The organism is Pseudoalteromonas sp. MEBiC 03485 (assembly GCF_004195145.1).
GTDB lineage: Bacteria > Pseudomonadota > Gammaproteobacteria > Enterobacterales > Alteromonadaceae > Pseudoalteromonas > Pseudoalteromonas apostichopi.
Genome location: NZ_SGBT01000001.1, coordinates 337,573 through 357,676 on the forward strand (window position 1 = coordinate 337,573; position 20,104 = coordinate 357,676).

General features: G+C 42.2%; 23 protein-coding genes and 1 tRNA gene. 7 read left to right on the forward strand and 17 right to left on the reverse strand.

Translation table 11 applies throughout. The features are described 5' to 3' along the window. Window positions 1-924: an EamA family transporter RarD gene (gene rarD / locus EVU92_RS01535; RefSeq protein ID WP_130052203.1), complete on the reverse strand. Its 924-nt coding sequence runs from the start codon at window positions 922-924 to the stop codon at window positions 1-3. Between the two features lie 225 nt (window positions 925-1,149). Between rarD and recQ the strand changes: the two genes are divergently transcribed. From recQ to EVU92_RS01555, 4 genes are all read left to right on the forward strand, one after another. Then, window positions 1,150-2,973 (forward strand): DNA helicase RecQ, encoded by a 1,824-nt coding sequence (gene recQ, locus EVU92_RS01540; protein WP_130049736.1) that lies wholly within the window; start codon window positions 1,150-1,152, stop codon window positions 2,971-2,973. 7 nt (window positions 2,974-2,980) lie between these two features. Further along, window positions 2,981-3,277, forward strand: coding sequence for a DUF3630 family protein (locus EVU92_RS01545; RefSeq protein ID WP_130049737.1), 297 nt, complete (start codon window positions 2,981-2,983; stop codon window positions 3,275-3,277). 67 nt (window positions 3,278-3,344) lie between these two features. Beyond that, window positions 3,345-5,060: a BamA/TamA family outer membrane protein gene (locus tag EVU92_RS01550; RefSeq protein WP_130049738.1), complete on the forward strand. Its 1,716-nt coding sequence runs from the start codon at window positions 3,345-3,347 to the stop codon at window positions 5,058-5,060. A 65-nt stretch (window positions 5,061-5,125) separates the two neighbouring features. Next, window positions 5,126-5,686 (forward strand): mechanosensitive ion channel domain-containing protein, encoded by a 561-nt coding sequence (locus tag EVU92_RS01555; RefSeq protein WP_105174932.1) that lies wholly within the window; start codon window positions 5,126-5,128, stop codon window positions 5,684-5,686. A gap of 40 nt (window positions 5,687-5,726) precedes the next feature. Here EVU92_RS01555 and EVU92_RS01560 read toward each other — a convergent pair whose 3' ends face one another. The 3 genes from EVU92_RS01560 to EVU92_RS01570 are packed head-to-tail and all read right to left on the reverse strand — an operon-like array spanning window position 5,727 to window position 8,204. After that, window positions 5,727-6,785: a succinylglutamate desuccinylase/aspartoacylase family protein gene (locus EVU92_RS01560; protein WP_130049739.1), complete on the reverse strand. Its 1,059-nt coding sequence runs from the start codon at window positions 6,783-6,785 to the stop codon at window positions 5,727-5,729. Between the two features lie 32 nt (window positions 6,786-6,817). Then, entirely contained in the window at window positions 6,818-7,723 is a 906-nt protein-coding gene (rimK, locus tag EVU92_RS01565) for a 30S ribosomal protein S6--L-glutamate ligase (RefSeq protein WP_062567363.1), read from the reverse strand. 58 nt (window positions 7,724-7,781) lie between these two features. Continuing rightward, a complete protein-coding gene (locus EVU92_RS01570) occupies window positions 7,782-8,204 on the reverse strand; it encodes an ATP-dependent zinc protease (protein WP_130049740.1) in 423 nt (140 codons plus the stop codon). 148 nt (window positions 8,205-8,352) lie between these two features. Between EVU92_RS01570 and zntB the strand changes: the two genes are divergently transcribed. Further along, window positions 8,353-9,324 carry a zinc transporter ZntB gene (gene zntB / locus EVU92_RS01575; protein ID WP_130049741.1) on the forward strand — a complete coding sequence of 324 codons (972 nt, stop codon included), beginning with the start codon at window positions 8,353-8,355 and terminating at the stop codon, window positions 9,322-9,324. A gap of 278 nt (window positions 9,325-9,602) precedes the next feature. Here the strand turns inward: zntB and EVU92_RS01585 are convergent. Then, window positions 9,603-9,677 (reverse strand) — tRNA-Arg (locus tag EVU92_RS01585). A 219-nt stretch (window positions 9,678-9,896) separates the two neighbouring features. Between EVU92_RS01585 and EVU92_RS01590 the strand changes: the two genes are divergently transcribed. After that, a complete protein-coding gene (locus tag EVU92_RS01590; protein WP_054563404.1) occupies window positions 9,897-10,079 on the forward strand; it encodes a helix-turn-helix domain-containing protein in 183 nt (60 codons plus the stop codon). On the opposite strand, the gene EVU92_RS01595 is transcribed toward EVU92_RS01590, so the two are convergent. From EVU92_RS01595 to EVU92_RS01605, 3 genes are read right to left on the reverse strand one after another with little or no spacing between them, the layout of a single operon-like run. Beyond that, window positions 10,076-10,882 (reverse strand): phosphotransferase, encoded by an 807-nt coding sequence (locus EVU92_RS01595; protein ID WP_130049743.1) that lies wholly within the window; start codon window positions 10,880-10,882, stop codon window positions 10,076-10,078. The genes EVU92_RS01590 and EVU92_RS01595 overlap by 4 nt on opposite strands. After that, window positions 10,883-11,506, reverse strand: coding sequence for a nicotinamide riboside transporter PnuC (gene pnuC, locus EVU92_RS01600; RefSeq protein ID WP_130049744.1), 624 nt, complete (start codon window positions 11,504-11,506; stop codon window positions 10,883-10,885). A 20-nt stretch (window positions 11,507-11,526) separates the two neighbouring features. Beyond that, entirely contained in the window at window positions 11,527-11,784 is a 258-nt protein-coding gene (locus tag EVU92_RS01605) for a YkoF family thiamine/hydroxymethylpyrimidine-binding protein (RefSeq protein ID WP_054563401.1), read from the reverse strand. 115 nt (window positions 11,785-11,899) lie between these two features. Between EVU92_RS01605 and EVU92_RS01610 the strand changes: the two genes are divergently transcribed. Continuing rightward, window positions 11,900-12,139, forward strand: a complete 240-nt coding sequence (locus tag EVU92_RS01610; RefSeq protein WP_062567354.1) for a DUF2960 domain-containing protein — start codon at window positions 11,900-11,902, stop codon at window positions 12,137-12,139. Between the two features lie 5 nt (window positions 12,140-12,144). Here EVU92_RS01610 and alr read toward each other — a convergent pair whose 3' ends face one another. The 9 genes from alr to EVU92_RS01655 form a co-directional block, all read right to left on the reverse strand. Continuing rightward, entirely contained in the window at window positions 12,145-13,224 is a 1,080-nt protein-coding gene (gene alr, locus EVU92_RS01615) for an alanine racemase (protein ID WP_130049745.1), read from the reverse strand. Beyond that, entirely contained in the window at window positions 13,224-14,603 is a 1,380-nt protein-coding gene (gene dnaB / locus EVU92_RS01620) for a replicative DNA helicase (RefSeq protein ID WP_130049746.1), read from the reverse strand. The genes alr and dnaB overlap by 1 nt, the downstream gene beginning before the upstream one ends. 265 nt (window positions 14,604-14,868) lie before the next feature. Further along, window positions 14,869-15,810, reverse strand: a complete 942-nt coding sequence (locus EVU92_RS01625) for a DUF4097 family beta strand repeat-containing protein (RefSeq protein ID WP_130049747.1) — start codon at window positions 15,808-15,810, stop codon at window positions 14,869-14,871. An 11-nt stretch (window positions 15,811-15,821) separates the two neighbouring features. Next, entirely contained in the window at window positions 15,822-16,307 is a 486-nt protein-coding gene (locus EVU92_RS01630) for a hypothetical protein (RefSeq protein WP_175580504.1), read from the reverse strand. Then, window positions 16,294-16,845 carry an RNA polymerase sigma factor gene (locus tag EVU92_RS01635; protein ID WP_054554197.1) on the reverse strand — a complete coding sequence of 184 codons (552 nt, stop codon included), beginning with the start codon at window positions 16,843-16,845 and terminating at the stop codon, window positions 16,294-16,296. The genes EVU92_RS01630 and EVU92_RS01635 overlap by 14 nt, the downstream gene beginning before the upstream one ends. A 142-nt stretch (window positions 16,846-16,987) precedes the next feature. Further along, a complete protein-coding gene (locus tag EVU92_RS01640) occupies window positions 16,988-18,736 on the reverse strand; it encodes a PilX N-terminal domain-containing pilus assembly protein (RefSeq protein ID WP_240701294.1) in 1,749 nt (582 codons plus the stop codon). Beyond that, entirely contained in the window at window positions 18,729-19,253 is a 525-nt protein-coding gene (locus EVU92_RS01645; RefSeq protein ID WP_233786785.1) for a prepilin-type N-terminal cleavage/methylation domain-containing protein, read from the reverse strand. The genes EVU92_RS01640 and EVU92_RS01645 overlap by 8 nt, the downstream gene beginning before the upstream one ends. Next, window positions 19,250-19,651 (reverse strand): prepilin-type N-terminal cleavage/methylation domain-containing protein, encoded by a 402-nt coding sequence (locus tag EVU92_RS01650; protein WP_130049750.1) that lies wholly within the window; start codon window positions 19,649-19,651, stop codon window positions 19,250-19,252. Before EVU92_RS01650 ends, EVU92_RS01645 begins: the two co-directional genes overlap by 4 nt. Next, window positions 19,648-20,100: a GspH/FimT family pseudopilin gene (locus EVU92_RS01655; protein WP_130049751.1), complete on the reverse strand. Its 453-nt coding sequence runs from the start codon at window positions 20,098-20,100 to the stop codon at window positions 19,648-19,650. Before EVU92_RS01655 ends, EVU92_RS01650 begins: the two co-directional genes overlap by 4 nt. Between the last annotated feature and the right edge of the window lie 4 nt (window positions 20,101-20,104).

Here is a 20,104-nt window from a genome sequence, read left to right on the forward strand (position 1 = left end):
CTATACAGGCTTAGTCACTGCCTCTAGCTGCGCTTTGCGTTGCTTTCGACTTTGACGATACGAATCCCAGCTGAATAATGCTAAAGCACTCCAAATACACGCAAAAGTCACCACACGCTCAGCATCAAATACTTCACCGTAAAACGCCACGGCAAGCATAAACATTAAACTTGGGCCTATGTACTGAAAGAAGCCAAGCGTACTGTATTGCAGGCGCTTTGCGGCACCGGTAAAACATAACAGTGGTAAAGTTGTCACCACACCGGCACTAATGAGTAATAAGTTAATGTGCCAATCATTTGCAGTTAAATCAGAGCTTGCTGATGGCGCCATCAACCACCAATAAATAAGTGCAACAGGTAATAAAATAAGTGCTTCGAGCAATAATCCTGGTAATGACTCGATTGGTAACTTTTTACGTAATAGACCATAAATAGCAAACGAGCTAGCCAGCGAGAAAGCAACTACAGGGAATGAACCAAAGCTCACCAGCTGAAGTAACACACCACAAAGCGCTAGACCAACCGCAACACCTTGCCATTTACGCAGCCGCTCACCTAAAAACAACATACCCAATAACACATTGAGTAATGGATTTATGTAATAACCTAAACTGGCATCAAGCATATGATTATTGTTCACTGCCCAAATAAATAAGCCCCAGTTAAAGCCTAGTAAGCTTGCTGTTATCACCAACATCAACAGTAATTTAGGCTGTCCAAGAACCACACGAATACGCTGCCATTGATGACGAGCAGCAATGATAAGAAGTAAAAACAACACCGACCAAATAACACGGTGCATTAAGATTTCAAAAGCAGAAATCTGCTGTAGAAACTTAAAGTAAATGGGCGCAAGACCCCACATAAAAAAGGCTAAACAAGCGAAAATAACGCCTTTTCGCTGCTCAATGTTGGTAGGCATAAGTTTGGCTTTATAGTTTAAAAACGCCATTTTACGCCCCCTCAGCAGTGACGCAACCAAAACGCGCTAAATAAACCCATGTATTTACTTATTAAAAGGGACTGCCATTGTTGCAAAGTAACACCTTGATATTAAGCACCTGTGAAACGCTGAATTCTGCATTTTAAGGTCGTTTGGGTATATTGCTAAAGACATCGCAATAAAAAACCACTAAAATGCTCGGCGATGAATACCAATACCGCAACGTCCAACACACCCGTTCGATCACCACAAGCCGTACTCAAACAAGTGTTTGGTTACAAGGATTTTCGTGATGGCCAAGAAGCGATTATAGCCGCTGCGCTAGACGGACAAGACTCGCTTGTACTCCTACCAACGGGTGGGGGCAAATCATTATGCTATCAAGTGCCTGCTTTGATCCTCGATGGTGTGACTGTGGTTATCTCGCCGCTTATTTCCTTGATGCAAGACCAAGTAGCCCAACTAAGAGCACTTGGCGTACAAGCGGCATACATCAATAACAGCCTGCCTTTTGAAGAGCAACAAGCTGTCTATCAACAATTGCACTACGGGCAAATTAAGCTGTTGTATGTAGCACCTGAAAAAGTACTGCAACACGAATTTTTAGAGCGTTTAAGTCATTTAAAACTCGCACTCTTTGCGATTGATGAAGCTCACTGTGTGTCGCATTGGGGTCATGACTTTAGACCGCATTACTGTAGACTCAACGAATTAAAGCAACGCTTTACACATGTGCCTATGATGGCACTTACAGCAACGGCAGATAAAGCAACTCGTTACGATATTATTGAACAACTTCAGCTTAACCACCCTTACGTGCATACTGGTAGCTTCGATAGACCTAATATTCGTTACACCATAGAAGAAAAATTCAAACCTATGGTGCAACTACTTCGTTATTTAAAAGAACAGCAAAATCAAAGTGGTATTATTTATTGCACCAGCCGTAAACGGGTTGATGATGTAGCCGAAAAACTTGCTGATGCAGGATTTAATGCCGCAGCCTACCATGCAGGTATGAGTAACGAGCAACGCCAATTTGTGCAATCAGGCTTTGCCCGTGACGATATTCAAATTGTGGTTGCAACTGTTGCCTTTGGCATGGGAATTAATAAACCTAACGTACGTTTTGTGGTGCATTACGATATTCCAAAAAGTATCGAAGCTTATTACCAAGAAACCGGTCGTGCTGGTCGTGATGGTTTGGCTGCAGAAGCCATTATGTATTTTGACCCGGCAGACATAGGCCGCGTACGCCGCTTTTTTGAAGATATCGAAGACGAACAACGTCGTCGTGTTGAAGAGCAGCGCTTTAATGCTATGGCCAGCTTTGCGGAAGCGCAAACATGCCGTAGACAAATTTTGCTCAATTATTTTAGTGAATATAAGCGCGAAACCTGTGGCAACTGTGACATTTGCTTAAACCCACCCACTAGCTTTGATGGCACACTTGTCGCACAACAAGCTTTGTCGTGTGTGTATCGTGCTGAGCAACGGTTTGGGATTGGTTATATCGTTGAGCTGCTGCGCGGCGCAAACACTAGCCGCATTCGTGATAACAATCACCACCAGCTTAGTACTTATGGCATAGGAAAAGAGCACAGTGTGGAATTTTGGCTCAGTATTTTAAGGCAACTCATCCATCAAGGGTTATTAAGCCAAGACATTACCCAAGGCTCTTCATTACGCTTAACAGAAGCCGCCCGTGCGGTTCTTAAAAGTGAATATGCACTGCAACTTGCTGAACCTCGATTACAGGCGAAACATGTATACCAAGATAAACTCGCCCAGTTTAATTACGACAAAAAGCTGTTTGCTAAATTACGCGCCTTACGTAAAGAGTTGGCAGATGCCGATGATGTGCCACCTTATGTGGTATTCAATGATAAAACCCTTGCAGAAATGGCGCAGTTAATGCCAACCAACGACAGTGAGTTTTTAAAGGTATCGGGAGTTGGTTTTACTAAACTAAATAAGTACGGCGCACCATTTTTAAATACCATTCGCGACTATCTTGCCGCTAATTAGGACTGCTATGACTGAACTAACGTATGATGCCGAGCATGAAATTATTCTCGTAACGTCGAATGAGCTGCCACACGACGAAGACTTTGAACTTTGGGCTACGCTTTTCTTACACGCTCCCGCAATAACAACCGCTGATTTTGATGCTGGCGCTGATCGTCATCAATTACGCTTTCACTTTACAGATCATAGTTTTAATCTAAACTTTGAACATTACAGTGAAAGTATTTGGATTAATGCTGAGGGCATAGAAGCCAGTGCAGCTTTACCACAACTTCATCAGTATTTAGTCGCGCAATTACAATAATAAGCTAGACTTTTTACCTCGCTTAGTATGTAGTAGTTGCATAGGACATACTCAACTAAGGGTGTAAATGGGATTTAAGAAGTCGTACTTTGTTGCTAGGTTAATAACACTATTACCAATCTGCATAGCAGCAAATGTTCATGCAGAGCAGTTATTTACTGACGATAGTAATTATTGTCAAAACCAACGCACACTTAAATCACAAGATAATAACTTACGCCGCCAGCTCGATGCCGACAACCCACTCCCCGATGCTGCTAATAACCGTAAAATAGTCTCCATTGAACTTGAACAACTAAACGTCTTTAACACTGAGCTTGAAGAAGAAAATAACTTTTTATTCCGCTTTGCCAATCGGGCTCACATGACTACGGAACCTAATGTAATACACAGCGTTTTATTGTTCGAAGAAGGTGATGTGTATAACCCACGTAAATTGCTAGAGTCTGAGCGATTGCTGCGTAAACAAGGTTATCTATATGATGCACGTATCAACGCAAAGCTTGATTGTGATGGCAACGTACATGTAAAAGTAATTACTCGCGATCTGTGGACCTTATTACCAGAAATAAGCTTTAGCCGCAGTGGCGGAGAAAATGAGTCGAGTATTGGGTTTCGTGAATCTAACTTTTTGGGCTGGGGTAAGCGGGTCTCGTTTAGTCGCACCCGTGATGCAGACCGAACAGGTTACCTATTTGTTTATGACGATCCGCATATTTTCTCGAGCCGGTATCAAGGCCGTTTTGAATACTCAGATAATGACGACGGTAAGCGTCATTACCTCGATGTAAGCTACCCGTTTTTCTCAATAGATACGCCATACAGTTACGGTGTTACAAGTTACTCAGATCAACGTCGAGAGTCACTTTATTACCGAGGTGATGTGGTCAATGAGTTTGAACAAAAAACGGTACTAAACCGCGCTTACTTTGGTCACTCATCACAACTTGGTAATAGCTGGACTCAACGTATTAAGCTTGGCATCGAAAACCGCGAAGAAACCTTTAAAGAAACGCCATTCACGCGCTTCCCAATTGCTGAAGACCGTACCCTGAGTTACCCCTACATTAGTGGCCAATGGTTTGAAGATCATTACGTTAAGGTGAGAAACTTCGATAGCATCTACCGTACAGAAGATTTAAACCTCGGTTGGAATATTCATGCTTTATTAGGTTATTCAAGTAAAGATTTTAGCGACGATGCCAGCCGCACTATTTATTCGTTATCGTTATCAAAAGCGCATTACTCTGGAGACAACCAGTTATGGCGTTTTAAGGCAGACCTTGATGGCTACTGGAATGAAGAAATCGATGATGTCGAAAACCTGTTTGCCAGCACGCAACTACAGTACTACCTAAATACCACACTTAGACAAAGCTGGTACGCCAAAGTACGCTTACAATATGCTGAAAACCTCACTGCTGATAAACAGCTTACTATTGGTGGTGAGAACGGCTTACGTGGTTACCCGCTAGACTACCAAGTAGGCGACCGTAGCTTTTTAGTGACTTTAGAGAAGCGCTACTACTGGGAGTATGACTTATTACAATTGTTCAAAGTTGGTGGTGCCGCGTTCTATGATATTGGTAGAGCTTGGTATAACGACAAAGATAATGGCACGAATGGAGGCGTGCTACAAAATGTGGGTTTAGGTCTGCGCTTAGCACCAAGTAGAGCAAATGCCGGTACTGTTATTCACCTAGATATTGCCGCACCAATTAATAAACAAGATGACGATATTGACTCAGTGCAATGGCTAGTAACAGTTAAAAATACCTTTTAAGGTAGTGTTATTGTTAAGCTAAAAAGCTAGAATCGATATGAAAAATATTTAACTTAGGATCACTTTTGGACTTCGTCGAATTCTTTAATGAGCAATACCACTTAATCGTAACTATCATTGCGATCTTGCTCTACCCGCTACTGCGTAAAACCACTAAAAAACTGCTTTTAAAAGCAATTAAAGGCAAAGCTGATCCGCATCGAGAATACCGTGCCGAGCTGTTGCTCAATATCATTCTTGCTATTGTCATGCTGTGTTTAGTCTTGGTTTTTTGGGGTATAGAACTGCGCGGCTTGTTAGTACTAGGTTCATCAATTTTTGCCATGCTGGGTGTCGCGCTTTTTGCTGCCTGGTCGTTGCTGAGTAACCTAACAGCTTTCTTACTCATGTTTATTCAAAACGACTGTCGCGTTGGCTTTTGGGTGAGAGTGATTGACGGTGCAAACTTCTTAGAAGGCCGCATTATCGAAATGGGCTTGATGAACGTAGTGCTTGAGCATGTTGATGGTCACAAAGTGATTTACCCAAACAACATCTTTGTCACCCGCCCTGTGATGGTGTTAAAAAACCCACCTACAGCGACTAAAGCGCCAACCATAAAACGTATTTTAGGTCCAAAAAAGTAAAAAGCCGCGATTGCGGCTTTTTAATATTTTGATTAAACGGCTAGTTATTTAACTCTGCCGTTTTTAACTCGTCTTCAATATCGCTTATTTCATCAATAAAGTTTTCGAGTTGTTGCTCAACTAAGCTGTTTGCATGAGCAAAGTAAGCAAGGTGGAACACGGCATCTCCCTCGTTGACAAGCGGCATGGTTTGCTGACCTATTACGATACCACTGCGTGGCGCCAGTAACTCAAGCTCAGCATCACCAAGTGGGCTGCTTATATAGGCAAGTACCTGCCCTTTCATTACTCGCTCACCCAGTGATACCTGTGCACGAACAATACCGTCAACTTCGGCACGTATCCAACTTGTCGAGCTTGCAATAACTGGCTCCGGTAGCTTTTTAGCTCGCTTGCCGCGCACCATTTTTAAATGGCGCATCACATAGTCAACACCTTGCACACCTGCAGCAATTGCAATTGGGTCAAAGCGTAGCGCTTCGCCGGCTTCATAGGTAATAACGGGTATTCCTAAATTGGCCGCTTCACTGCGTAATGAACCATTACGAAGTGACGCATCAATCACCGCTGGCGTGCCAAAAGCTTTTGCCATCGCAGCCGTTGCAGGGTCACTCAAATTAGCGCGAATTTGCGGCAAGTTAGTTCGGTGAATTGCGCCCGTATGTAAATCAATAATATGCGTACAATGCATTGCAACTTGAGTAAAAAATGCATTCGCCATTCGCCCAGCTAACGAGCCTCGAGTTGAGCCCGGAAAACTGCGATTCATATCACGGCGGTCAGGTAAGTATCGTGACTTATGAATAAAGCCAAACACATTCACAATCGGTACCGCAATTATAGTACCGCGCAATTGCTCTGGGTCGATTTTTGCCAGTAACTGCCTAACAACCTCAACACCATTGAGCTCGTCACCGTGAATTGCAGCACACACCATTAATACAGGACCTTGCTGCACACCATTGACAACTTCTATCGGAATATTTAACGGCGAGTGGGTATAAAGCTTGGCAGCTTCAATCGCAAATGTTTTACGTTCGCCAACCCCCACCGTATCGCCTAAAATTGAAAACGGTGTATTTTTCTTAACCTTAGCCACGCACTTTTCCTTTTAATAGAGCGCTATATTACTTAACCTTTACCACGAGTTGCAGTTCTTTTTGATGCCGCTGTTTTTTCAATAAACTCGACAATCATGCCTGCAATGTCTTTACCGGTTGCAACTTCAATACCTTCAAGACCTGGTGATGAGTTTACTTCCATGACCAACGGACCACGTGCAGAGCGAAGTAAATCAACACCCGCTACGTTTAAACCCATCGCTTTTGCTGCTGCAACCGCTGTTTTTCTTTCTTCTGGAGTAATACGCACTAACGTCGCACTACCACCACGGTGTAAGTTAGAACGGAACTCACCTTCTTGCGCTTGACGCTTCATCGCCGCAATTACTTTATCGCCTAATACGAAGCAGCGAATGTCAGCACCGCCCGCTTCTTTGATGTACTCTTGCACCATAATATTGGCTTTTAAGCCCATAAACGCTTCAATTACACTTTCTGCAGCTTTGCGTGTTTCAGCTAATACCACACCGATACCTTGGGTACCTTCAAGTAGCTTAATTACCACTGGCGTGCCACCAACCATACTTAGTAAGTCTTTTACATCATCTGGTTTACTTGCAAAGCCTGTCACTGGCATACCTACACCTTTACGCGAAAGTAGCTGTAGTGAACGTAACTTATCGCGTGAGCGAGTGATCGCCACTGATTCATTGACAGGGAATACACCCATCATTTCAAACTGACGTAATACCGCACAGCCATAAAAGGTCACTGACGAACCAATACGCGGCACGATAGCATCAAAATCTTTTAAATTTTCACCACGGTAATGAATTTCTGGCTGCTCTGAATTGATGTTCATATAACAACGAAGTGCATCAATTACTTTCACTTCATGGCCGCGCTGCTCTGCAGCTTCAATTAAGCGACGTGTTGAATATAAATTTTGGTTGCGAGATAAAATACCAAGTTTCATAGTTAAAAACCTTAACTGATAAACTCATACACGTAGCAACGTGTGATAAGTCCTTTTTCTATAATAAATGAGATAAAGCCGGATCAACGACTATGCGATTTTCCATTGCTGTACGCCCTAACAACATTCTAAACTTCATTGTTGAACGGTTACTTAAAGTCACCCTTACAGGCCAGCTTTGGGTTCCTGCGACTAATTTTGTTTCAATAAAGTAGCGTAGCTCACGCTGACCGCTTGAACTGGTCACATACTTACGCTCAACTACTTTGGCGCGACACTCTACCGTTGTTTCTACATCGTCTTGTAGAGGATGGGTAGAAAATTTCACCCATGCTTCGCCATTTTCTGAAAATTCCTCAATGTCAAAAGCATGAATACATGAGGTTCTTGCTCCGGTATCAACTTTTGCTTTGATTTTTTCGATTCCCAGTTCAGGCAGACCAAGCCATTCTCGCCAGCCAACAATAATTTTTGCGCTCATTAATGTGCCCTCTTTAAAAAAGTGTCTTATACGCTACGGAGCTAGAAACACCAACGAAATATATTTATCCACTCGATAAGTCGATTTAATTGACGTAGGCTAAACTATCATCAACTATATCGCACTATTTGTAAAACGAGAGTTCAATATGATCAATGGGTTACTTCATGTCTTAATTTTAGACGAACAAGGCGGTGCACGTGCTATTGAAAATAGTACTGAGCTGCAAAATTGGCAACCTGAACACGGAAAACTTTGGGTGCACATGGACTATAGCCAAGCTGAGGCCGTTGAATGGCTTGAGCAGAGTAACTTATTAACAGATTTCGAGCTTGAGTCCCTGATTGCTGATGAGACACGTCCACGTTTAAGCAAAGTCACTCATGGTAATATGCTATTTTTGCGTGGGGTTAACTTAAACCCTGCGCAAAGCCCAGAAGACATGGTCTCGTTACGCTTATTCATTAACGAAAACATCGTGATCACAACGCGTAAGCGCCGCTTATTATCGGTGCAAGATGTTGTTGAGTCGTTCGATGGCAGCAATGGCCCATGTTCAATCTCTGAATTAGTTTGCCAATTGGCGCAAAACCTAACGTCGCGTATGCAAGCTGTTATTGACAGTTTAGATGACACACTCGATGGCTTTGAAGATGAAATTGACGAACCTAATAAAGGCTTTGATCATCAATCATTAGCACAAATACGCCGCCAGACAATCGCGTTAAAACGTTATTTAAGACCACAAAAAGAAGCTCTTATCACTTTATTAAACAATAAGTATAAGTGGTTAGATGAAGACGATAAGGCACGCTTAAACGAAACAACCAATATGTTGATCCGTTACTTAGAAGAGCTAGATAGCTCAATTGAACGTGCGCAAATTATTCAACAAGCAATTACAAGCCAAGTGTCTGAGCAACTAAATCAACGTATGTATGTAATGTCGGTGGTTGCAGCACTATTTTTACCACTCGGCTTCTTAACAGGTTTACTGGGTGTAAACGTAGGTGGTATTCCGGGCACTGAAAGCCCTTATGCATTTAGTTTGTTTATTATTTTCTTGGTGGTGCTTACCGTAGGGATTGGCATTTACTTTAAAAATAAGAAATGGCTATAGCTCGACAACCTTTTTAATTAAATCAAGGCGAACGGCATGTTCGCCTTTTTTTGTGCTCAAAATTAAGTGCTCGCCCTCTGGGTTAATTATTTTAAGATTCTCAGCCTTTCCCTCTAACGGTTCACCAGATACTAAGGAAATTCGTAATAGGGACTTATGCATGCACCATAATTCGTATTTATCGTATTCACCACAGGCGATGGGTTGATAAGTCATTGGCTTTTTGAGATTGCTTAAGGAATAAATCGAGCTTAGAAGATATTAAAGTGAAGAGCAAATGGCGCTCTCGGCAGGGATCGAACCTGCAACTTAGCCTCCGGAGGGCCACGTGATATCCATTTCACCACGAGAGCACATTTGTCGTCGCCAATGCTAACTCGCGATATCAGCATGACAACCCGGCAATGATAATGGCATCTTGCCCTAAATGCTAGCATCGAGACCTTTATATGCACATAAATTCAGCAATTTGCATTAAAACACTTCACTTTCGTGCAGAACCAAGGTATTAACGTATACTTAATAAAATTAATAACAAGGTGGCTGTATAGCCATGTAAGGGGAATTTGATCATGAGTTTAATGTCTACAGAGCAAGTCGCGGAGTTTTTAGGTGTAAAAGTCGAACGCGTAAAACGTCTTGCTCGCGAACATTTACTGATCTCGAAATCACAAGATGACAAAGGTGAACCTTTGTTTGATCCAGAAGACGTAAAAAAATATAAAGAACTTGCCGAGCGAATTGGCGGTCTTTAATTTTTAACTTTTTCTATGAAGTGGTTAAGCTGTGTAAGCAGTGGCGCCACTTTATCCACCGCTCCACGTTGTTCATACCAACAAATACATAAAAGTAAAAACAGCGCATGAAACGCTGCCAGCTTTTCAACTGATAAGTTAAACGCGTGATGGTCGCACACTAACGCTTGATAGCGTTTAAGCAACGCTAGTTGCTGCTCATCATTTAACGTAAAGCTCACCACCAGCGCAGCCAAATCAAAATAAACATCGTTACTTTTGGCATATTCAAAGTCGATTAAAAACATACCCGATTCATTCACAATGATATTTTCTTTCACTAAATCATTATGACAAAAGCCCATGTCTTTAGGTGCACCATCAATATAAGCCAGTGACTGCCTAATTAACTCAGCATGTTGCTGGTACCGGGGTGTTTGCTGGTAGTAGTTAATTTCGTACGCAATATCCATCGGCTCGGTAAGCACAGGGTAACGATGTAAATTAACTAAATCGGGTAGTAAGCTATTACAAAATTCACCGCTGGCAATGTTCCCTGCCACGTATTCGAAAATAACAGTATCGGTTGCTTGTTCTAACCAAAGTGGTGCTGGGCAGCAACTTTGCTTTGCAAAATGGGCTTGCGCAGCAAGACCAATCGCCGGCCAGTGGTCTCGATAATGCTTAACCAAGAAAGCTTGATTTGATGTTTTTACCAAGTAGTTGTCATTGCTTAGCCCCTCAACCAGCGGACTGATTGAGGTAATAACTAAATTTGAGTTGAAGCGCGTAAAAAGCGCGTGAATTTGTTGCTCAGTTTTCATCTATAACTGTGCAAGCGGTTTAGCCTGATGCTGCTCGTACTCTTCATACCATGTTTTAAAGCCCCACGCGGCCATAATGGTGTAAAACACGAAAAGTACTAAGGTTGGGTAATACCCTTTTTCAAAGTATAAATACATGGACGCTGCATCAATTACAATCCAGTACAACCAGTTTTCCAGTACCTTCTTAGCAACAAGATAAGTCGTCACCACCGCAAAGCACGTAGTAAAGCTATCTAAATAGGCAAAATCAGCGTGAGTGTAATTGGTCATCACGAAACCAATAGCAACTGAGGCCACAGAGGTTGCAAACAAAATCACTGCATGACGCTTTAACGACCATGAAATAATGGGCAGTTGATCTTTATTGTTTATACCCCGACGCCAAACCACCCAACCATACACTGCCATATACATATAATAAAAATTCAGTAGCGACTCCATTAACAGTGCGCCATTCCAGTACATTACGGTATAAATAAAGGTGCTAACAAACGCGGCTGGCCAACACCATAAGCTTTCTTTAATCGCTAAAAGTAAGTACGCCATCGACAATGCAACGGCAATATATTCCCAATGCGACATGGCAGTAAAGCCAGAGAAGGTTTCGCTCAAAAATTCCATAACACGCGCTACTTTAGATTTTAGTCTTCGCTAGGCGACAAGTCACCATGCAAGAATTTACAGACAAAAATAGCTTTACCAAACTCTTCATAAGAACGTTTGATTTCAGTATTAAGTACAGACATCACTAAATCATAATCACCGAAAATCTGAGTTGATAAGGTATTGGTGATCACTTTAAGACCTTCGTAACTGTTTACGCGGTCAATAAAACCTTTGATAAACGGAATGTAGTCTTGATGTAGTGGGTACTTACTGATCTCTACTGAAAGTTTCATTATGATTTACCGAGTCTTTGAAAAGTATTGCATTGTAACCCGCTTATACTAACAAGTCATGGCTATGGCTATTTTTTAGTGTAAAATCAGCCGCGATAAACATTGAGGATTCATTATGGCACGCCGCATCACTTACAAATTTAAAAACCAGCCTCGCGAAATCAATTTTGCAAAAGATAAATACCGCGATATGTACCATGCGATCGCCGCAGCTGAAGGCATTGATTTAACCAACTATTTAAAGATGGAGCAGCAAGTAGAAATGACTTCAAAAGGCTCTTCAGCAGTACGTAACTTTCGTGACCAAGAATTCGCACGAATGGGGTTCAGTGACGTGTATTTTATTAAAGAGTAACAAAGTTACTCTTGATACTCGTAGCTTACTCGTGGGGTGATATTACACAGTAACTCGTAAGGAATGGTTGTCGCACACTGGGCAATCTCTTCAACGGGAAGCTCTGGCCCCCACATGATCACTTCATCACCGACTTTGATGTTGTCGCTGTTATCACCAATATCCACCGTGATCATGTCCATCGCCACACTACCAACAATGCCATAGCGTTGTGATTTAATAACCACTGGTGTGCCTTGCTCAGCATGACGTGGATAACCATCACCATAACCCATCGCGACCACAGCAAGCTTAGTGGGTTTATCGCTATGCCAACGACCACCATAACCAACACATTGATTAGCATCGACATCGCGTATTGCTATAACACGCGTAGTTAAGCGCATAACCGGCTCTAAACCATGCTGTTGACCAATGCTATTTAGCATTGGTGATACACCATACAACATCAACCCAGGGCGTACCCACTCGCCATGCCCTTTTGGCCAAGCAATAATTCCCGCTGAATTTGCAAGACAATGCTGCTCGCTTTTGCCATCAGCTAATGAGTCAAATAAAGCAATTTGCTGAGCGGTTTTTTCATCATTGATGTCATCGGCGCACGAAAAATGGGTCATTAGTTTAATGTCATCACGGGCATTCGAGCTTGCTTTTAAACGGCTGTAGAAAGACTCAAATTGTGATGGTGCAATACCAAGGCGATGCATGCCAGTATTAACTTTTAACCAGCAAGCAATAGGTGCATCAAGAGCTGTGTTTTCAAGCGTTGCGAGCTGATTTTCATCGTGAATGATGGTTTGAAAGTTATTAGCAAGCAAGATAGGTAAATCATCTTTATGAAAAAAACCTTCAAGCAATACAATAGGTTTTGTCAGCCCACCGGCACGCAGCGCTAACGCTTCGTCAATGCGTGCGACTGCAAATGCGTCTGCATCATTTAGGTATTGGGCAATTTTAACTAAACCATGGCCATATGCATTAGCTTTTAGCACCGCCATTACTTTGCAACCGGGCGCAAAGCGCTTCACCTGCGCTAAGTTATGAGCAAGCGCTTGTAGGTTGATTTCAGCAATGGCTAAGCGCATTAATATTCGTCGTCCATAGCTGGGCCCGCGTAGTTATCAAAACGCGAGAATTGGCCTTGGAAAGTTAAGCGTACTTTACCGATTGGACCGTTACGCTGCTTACCTATGATGATTTCTGCCACACCTTTTTCAGCACTATCTTCGTTATAAACTTCATCACGGTAAATAAACATGATTAAGTCGGCATCCTGCTCGATTGAGCCTGATTCACGTAAGTCGGAGTTGATTGGACGTTTATCGGCACGTTGCTCTAGGGTACGGTTAAGCTGAGACAGTGCAATAACCGGACACTGCAGCTCTTTTGCTAGTGCTTTTAATGAACGTGAGATTTCAGCAATTTCTAACGTACGATTATCTGACAAACTTGGAACACGCATTAACTGTAGGTAGTCGACCATGATCATGCTAATACCGCCATGATCGCGAGCAATACGACGAGCACGAGAGCGCACATCCGTTGGTGTTAGGCCCGATGCATCATCGACATACATCTTACCTTTTTCCATTAACAAGCCCATGGTTGAGGATAGACGCGCCCAATCGTCATCATCAAGCTGACCTGTACGAACTTTAGTTTGGTTAATGCGACCTAGCGATGCCAGCATCCTCATCATAATTTGCTCTGACGGCATCTCTAGTGAGTAAATAAGTACAGGCTTATCTTGCGTCATAGCAGCATGTTCAGCCAAGTTCATCGCAAAAGTAGTTTTACCCATCGATGGACGTGCCGCCACAATAATAAGATCTGAAGGCTGCATACCCGCTGTCATTTTATCTAGGTCGGTGTAGCCTGTACTCACACCAGTTACACCATCTTGCGGCGACTGGTAAAGCTCTTCAATTTTATCAACGGTTTTTTCTAAAATACTATGTAAGTTTTGAGGGCCTTCGGTACTTTTAGTACGCTGCTCCGCAATTTTAAATACTTTACTTTCAGCAAAGTCAAGCAGGTCATGGCTATTTCGCCCTTCAGGGCTAAAACCCGCTTCGGCAATTTCATTGGCAACACCAATCATTTCTCGAATAACAGCACGCTCACGCACGATATTCGCGTAGGCATCAATATTTGCTGCACTTGGCGTATTCTTGGCTATTTCAGCAAGGTAGGCAAAACCACCAACACTACTTAACTGGTTATTTTTCTCAAGGCTCTCAGAAATAGTGATCAAATCGATTGGATCACCGCCTTCAGCAAGGCTTACCATAGCTTCAAAAATCAGCTTATGAGTGCGGGTATAAAAATCCTGAGCAACCACTAACTCAGCAACACGGTCAAACGCTTGATTATCAAGCATTAAACCACCTAAAACAGATTGCTCAGCTTCTATTGAATGAGGAGGGACTTTTAACGTATCGACTTGCTTATCTGGTTTGGCCATAACTTCACAAAACTAAAATTGAATGGCTCTATTCTATCGACTTGCTAAGGCTGTGCAAATAGTAAATACCAATCGACTTAAATATTTGGTCATTCTAGCGAGCTAAATAAAGCGCTAACTGCGTTAGAAATGTCTAAAGTAGAGTAACTACATGTCAAAATTTCTGCCTTGTTATCACTTCATTTATCTGTCGCTATTTAAGACCAATAACTTAACACGATTGGTATAAGCGGGAAGTCTTCCCGCTTTATTGTAACTCTAATCGTTATTTCTGTTTACGAAGTTCAATGCGGCCGCTAATCGTATCCATTTCGATATCAGCATCTCCACCGTTAATACTAAATTCTAAGTCGCTTGATGGGCCATACTTCGCTTTTGTTGCTTTGTCGTCACTCAGTTCATTGACTATTTTACCATTAGCGTGAGCTTCAATTTCAAACTTTGCTGACACATTAGCAGGGAAGTAAAACTCAGCATCTCCACTAACCGACTCAAAACGAATATTAGCATCATCAAGTAGCTTATTAATGTGAACTTCGGCTTCACCGTTTACCGTATTAATACGCAGTTTTTTAATCGCATCAAAAGCAAAGTCAATATCACCATTTACGTTCTCAAGACGAACATCTTGCGCTTTGGTCTTTGACTTAATGTCACCATTCACCGCGGTAAAGCGTAAAGCACCTTGCGAGTTTTTATCATTAATTTCGCCATTCACAGTTTCAAAGCGAATATCACCATTCAGGTCATGGGCATTTACGTCCCCATTTACCGTTTCAAAGCTCATGTTGCCGCTAATATCTTGTACTGTAATATCGCCGTTGACAGTATCAATCTCTGCGCCTGCTTCAAGCTCTTTAGCACTAACTGTGACATTCACTCCAGCAAATTCAAGCTCACTACTTTTTGGCATGTAAATGGTCAATCGAGAGCCGTCACCGCTATTCCAGCCACCTAAGTTACGCGGCATTTTTACGATAAATTCAACACGGCTGCCTTCTACATCTAAACGATAGCCTTGTGCTTTATCGTCAAGCTCACCTTCGATTTTAAGTTGTGGTTTATCCCACCCTTCAATGCGTACATCACCACGTTGGTTTTCAATAAAAATGCGTTTATTTGCAGGTACATCAATTTGTTCATTAATGGTTTGTCCTGCCATTGCCATCAGTGGCAGTAATCCTAAAGTTAAGGCTAGTAATTTCATAATTGTCACTCCTAAATCGTTTGCCACTTCGGTGCATGCACCTTGTTAATTAAGTCCAGTTGTTGCTGATAAACCTGCGACAGCATTTGTAATAAAGCTGGGTTTTCAGGTTCATTCTCAAGTGCTTGCTTAATGGCACTTTCGGCTTCTTCTAACTCTTTTAGTTGTTGCTGCCAGTTGTCGGTTAAAGCTGGTTGATTTTGATACTGCACCAACAAACCTTGCTTTTGCTTAGTAAAATAATCGCTCATTGCCATCATGCTATTTGACTCACCTTGGCCAACAAAAAGCTGCACAGTCAAAAGGGCTGCAATACAGCAAGCGGCAACAGCAGCGAGTTTATTCCAGCCATTAGTTGGCTTATCAATATGCTGTGTTTGCGGCCTTGCAATTGCTCGCTCAATTCCCGGCCAAAGGTCTTTTTCTGGACTAATATCTTGCTTTTGATTAAGCGAGTCATTTAAAAATTGTTCAAATTCTGGCTTACTCATTTTCATACCACTCTTTTAATAACTGCCTTGCACGGTGAAATTGCGACTTACTTGAACCTACAGCCATATCAAGCATGCTTGCTATCTCTTCATGGCGATAGCCTTCGATCGCATGGAGCACAAAAACCATACGTGCTCGCTCAGGTAGTCTCAGTACTAATTTGTCGAGGCCGTTAAAGCCGTCGCAATCTGCTGCGCTTTGCTCATCCATACCACTTTGTTCAAAACTCACTACTTTTTGAAACCAGCTTTTATGTTTGCGAATGTAGCTAATCGCAATATTGCTGGTAACACTATGTAACCAAGTCGAAAATTGTGAGCGTCCATCAAAGTTCGCGATTTTGTGCCACAACTGTACAAACACTTCTTGTGTTGCATCTTCAGCGTGCTCTTTATCTGCAAGCAATCGCAAACAAAGGCTATAAACCCGCTTCACATGCAACTCATAAAGTGTTGCATAGGCAGCTTGATCACCGCTTTTTACGCGCTCTATCAAGGCATGCTCACTTTGCTGGGCGAACGCTTGTTCTGCATCTATCAACATCCTGGATGTTGTCCTTTATGATTATTGTTGTGAATTTAGTGTATTAGACGTAAGGAGGGATTCAAAAGGTTTAAATGAAATTAATTTTTTTTGTGTAAGCTACAAATAATTGAGCTTACACAATTTTATTTGGGGATTTGCGTTATTCGGCAGGGGATGATTCGTTTTCTTCTTCGGTTGTTTCTGTGGTTTTATAGCTCCAACCTAAAAATACGATGCGTGCTGGAGAGGCTGGTGTACCACCATTTTGTACTTGTAATAGACCAGCATCATAGTGAGCGCCACTGCCCCCCGATGCGGTAATTGTTGAGCCACGTACACTACCAAACAACTCACCACTACCTGACAATTTCACCGTAGTCAAAGGCGCATAAATAGCCGCATATAAATTAGCAGCGCCGCTAAATTGTACACCATTTACACCATTAAATGATGAGTAGAATGATAACGAAGGATGACCACTGGTGGTTAGCCCTTCTTGCTCAGTAATTACTTTTGCGCCTGCACCAATATTTACTTTTCCGGTTAATAACACCGTTAAGCTGCTATCTTTTTTTATTGTTAGGCTGGTGTCCCCTTCCATCGAAAAGTCACCATCAATCAGTAAAATAACATCACCACCAGACACTTCCATTTTGCCGTCACTGGTCATCTTGAGTCTATCAAGTGAAAAAATATACTCTTTGCTATTACTACCATTGGCTTGGTTCTGAGCTTTAGAGTTAAACAAGAAAATATCAGCAAGGCTTGGTAAAATAACTTGGCTACCACCACTACTGTAATAACCCTTTTCGGTATTTAGCTTAAATTGTTGCGTAGGGCCTATAGCAACAGAACTATAACTGCTCACTTGATCCGTGATGTCTGCCATTTTCTCTGGCAATATTAAAGGATCACAACTCGTATCTGGGTTTGTAGGGTCATAATCTGGCGCAGTTGGGTCAGCAACGGTTATCGGTTCAACATTCGGGTTTACATTAAACTTGCTATCACTGTAGTGCACACCATCCTGTTGATTATTGTAGGTATCTTTAAAATCGCCTGAGCCACCATACATAATATCTAACGCTTCAGCTTGGCTATTCGTGATGAATGTTGACCACTGCATTTTTGCATCACCATTCGCTCGCACTACCCCCGAAACTGTCCCGCCACGATGCGTATAATAACCTCGGGTATATACATTACCGTCAACACGTAAACCGCTGCCTGGAGAAATATAAACACCGGTATTTGAATGGATGTTACCAATAATCGGTGATGAACCATTTAAGTAGATCACCCCGGTCGCTTTAACATCGCCTTTTATCGGTGAATGACCCGATAGCACCACATCTGAATCGCCAGCAATCGTTGAAACATCGCCATCATTTGACTTAGTTTCTTCGTAAGTGCCTTTGCTAGAGTCATAGCTGTCGATACTGCCACTGCCAGACAAGTTAACCCCTTTACAACCCACCATAGCATTCGTGAAAATCGAACTTCCCTTCGCGCCTTGCACTGCAAAACGAGCAACTAAGTTACTTTGTGCATCGCCATCAAATCGTTGTCCTAGGCTTGCAATTTCTAGCTCACCTGCAGCATTTTGACTTAAACTTGCATTAAAAATTGCATCATCAGCGATAACACCTGAACCAGATGCATGACTGGTTTTACTGATCAAATCTTCAACCGCTAATACACCTTCCTCATCCAAGGTTTGTTGTAATAACTTAGCTTGTTCAAAAACACCTTTTTCAGCCAATAAGCGACTATTTAATTTCTTTTGAAAGTTACCACTTAAGCGCTCTTGAACGACGTTCTCGCGCAGCGAACTAAGCACCACGATACTGGCCATACTGGTCAAGATCAAAACTGTAATTAGAGTAAAACCACCTTGCTTTTTATACACTACCTGCTCCGTATGCTTTAACTAATATTACATTTGTTAGAGCAATATCAATATTGATGCCATTGCCAAATTGCGCAGGTAAATCATTTGGCTTCACAGTTACAGTGACAAGCTCACCAGCGATATCAAATGATAAAGTTTCGATACCTGTGAGTAATCGCTCAGCAGCAGCGCCATCGAGTGAACACATTAAATTACTACCATTTAAGCTATAGACCTCAATCACTTGCGCTGTTGTCGCAGAGCCATCACAGGCAATAACACCACTAGGCTGAGTAATGGTAATCGTGCTTTTATCAGCACTTATGATCGGAGCTAACTGAGTTTGCTTAATACTACGATTGAATACTTTACTGGTATAGCGAATCACCTCTTGGGCGTTTTCGAGTTCTTTACTCACTTCAACAGTGCTTTTAATCGCCGAGTAAGACAAACTCACTCCAGCTAGTAAAAAAGCGCCTGCAGCCAATGCCACCATAAGTTCAACTAAAGTAAAGCCCTGAGCGCGTTTATTCATGAGCATACAGCCGTTAAGTCTGGGAAACTGGCATTTAGACTAATTTGATTTTCTGCACTGTCTGTCATGCGCTTATCAACCCAAGCGACATTAATTTGCATATCATCACTGTAATTAGCTGGGATAGTCAGTTGATAATCACTGACTTGTGGTGCTAGCGAAGCTCTAAAAGTCGCGTCTTGAAAAAGTGCGGTATTAGTTTTTTGAATTTCACAAATGCGCGGCCACAAACGCTCAATAGTATTTTGGCCTTGAATGAGTGACACGGTGTAATTAAAGCTATTGGTTGCATATTGCAGCGATTTTAGCTGCGCAGCAGCCAACCCTAATAATGCGATTCCAGCAATCACCACTGAAATCATCACCTCTAATAATGAAAAGCCTGCCTGCTTATTCATGCACATCCTCGCTGTGAACTTTCAACTAACCAGTTTTGACCACTTTTAAGCACACACATTATGTAATCTGTGGTATTTGTGTGCTCATCTTTAACTAAAATTTCAGCTTGTTTATCGACTTCGCCACTGGCGCTAATTGCCAGTGCCACCAAGTTGACAGTAACACCGCTTTTAGTGATCGAAAATTCTTTCAAAATCGTGTCTGCCCCGCCCTCATTGAGGGTCACTTGCCAGTTCTTATTGCTAACAACTAGGTTAATAGGTTTGTCACGCTTTACCGCTTCACTGCGTGCAAACTTATAGACACTATTTAATTGATTTGCAGTAGTTACAACGCGATCTTGCAAGATCTGTTGACTAAATGACGGAAAAGCAAGGGCTGCCATAATGCCAATAACACTTAGCACAACCATTAACTCGATTAAGGTAAACCCTGCAATTCGACGCAACTTA

Excerpts from the sequence above, each read along its gene's own strand:
- rarD (WP_130052203.1), bottom strand. The coding sequence starts at position 924 with ATGCCTACCAACATTGAGCAGCGAAAAGGCGTTATTTTCGCTTGTTTA.
- recQ (WP_130049736.1), top strand. The coding sequence starts at position 1,150 with ATGAATACCAATACCGCAACGTCCAACACACCCGTTCGATCACCACAA.
- EVU92_RS01545 (WP_130049737.1), top strand. The coding sequence starts at position 2,981 with ATGACTGAACTAACGTATGATGCCGAGCATGAAATTATTCTCGTAACG.
- EVU92_RS01550 (WP_130049738.1), top strand. The coding sequence starts at position 3,345 with ATGGGATTTAAGAAGTCGTACTTTGTTGCTAGGTTAATAACACTATTA.
- rimK (WP_062567363.1), bottom strand. The coding sequence starts at position 7,723 with ATGAAACTTGGTATTTTATCTCGCAACCAAAATTTATATTCAACACGT.
- EVU92_RS01570 (WP_130049740.1), bottom strand. The coding sequence starts at position 8,204 with ATGAGCGCAAAAATTATTGTTGGCTGGCGAGAATGGCTTGGTCTGCCT.
- zntB (WP_130049741.1), top strand. The coding sequence starts at position 8,353 with ATGATCAATGGGTTACTTCATGTCTTAATTTTAGACGAACAAGGCGGT.
- EVU92_RS01590 (WP_054563404.1), top strand. The coding sequence starts at position 9,897 with ATGAGTTTAATGTCTACAGAGCAAGTCGCGGAGTTTTTAGGTGTAAAA.
- EVU92_RS01595 (WP_130049743.1), bottom strand. The coding sequence starts at position 10,882 with ATGAAAACTGAGCAACAAATTCACGCGCTTTTTACGCGCTTCAACTCA.
- pnuC (WP_130049744.1), bottom strand. The coding sequence starts at position 11,506 with ATGGAATTTTTGAGCGAAACCTTCTCTGGCTTTACTGCCATGTCGCAT.
- EVU92_RS01605 (WP_054563401.1), bottom strand. The coding sequence starts at position 11,784 with ATGAAACTTTCAGTAGAGATCAGTAAGTACCCACTACATCAAGACTAC.
- EVU92_RS01610 (WP_062567354.1), top strand. The coding sequence starts at position 11,900 with ATGGCACGCCGCATCACTTACAAATTTAAAAACCAGCCTCGCGAAATC.
- alr (WP_130049745.1), bottom strand. The coding sequence starts at position 13,224 with ATGCGCTTAGCCATTGCTGAAATCAACCTACAAGCGCTTGCTCATAAC.
- dnaB (WP_130049746.1), bottom strand. The coding sequence starts at position 14,603 with ATGGCCAAACCAGATAAGCAAGTCGATACGTTAAAAGTCCCTCCTCAT.
- EVU92_RS01625 (WP_130049747.1), bottom strand. The coding sequence starts at position 15,810 with ATGAAATTACTAGCCTTAACTTTAGGATTACTGCCACTGATGGCAATG.
- EVU92_RS01630 (WP_175580504.1), bottom strand. The coding sequence starts at position 16,307 with ATGAAAATGAGTAAGCCAGAATTTGAACAATTTTTAAATGACTCGCTT.
- EVU92_RS01635 (WP_054554197.1), bottom strand. The coding sequence starts at position 16,845 with ATGTTGATAGATGCAGAACAAGCGTTCGCCCAGCAAAGTGAGCATGCC.
- EVU92_RS01645 (WP_233786785.1), bottom strand. The coding sequence starts at position 19,253 with ATGAATAAACGCGCTCAGGGCTTTACTTTAGTTGAACTTATGGTGGCA.
- EVU92_RS01650 (WP_130049750.1), bottom strand. The coding sequence starts at position 19,651 with ATGAATAAGCAGGCAGGCTTTTCATTATTAGAGGTGATGATTTCAGTG.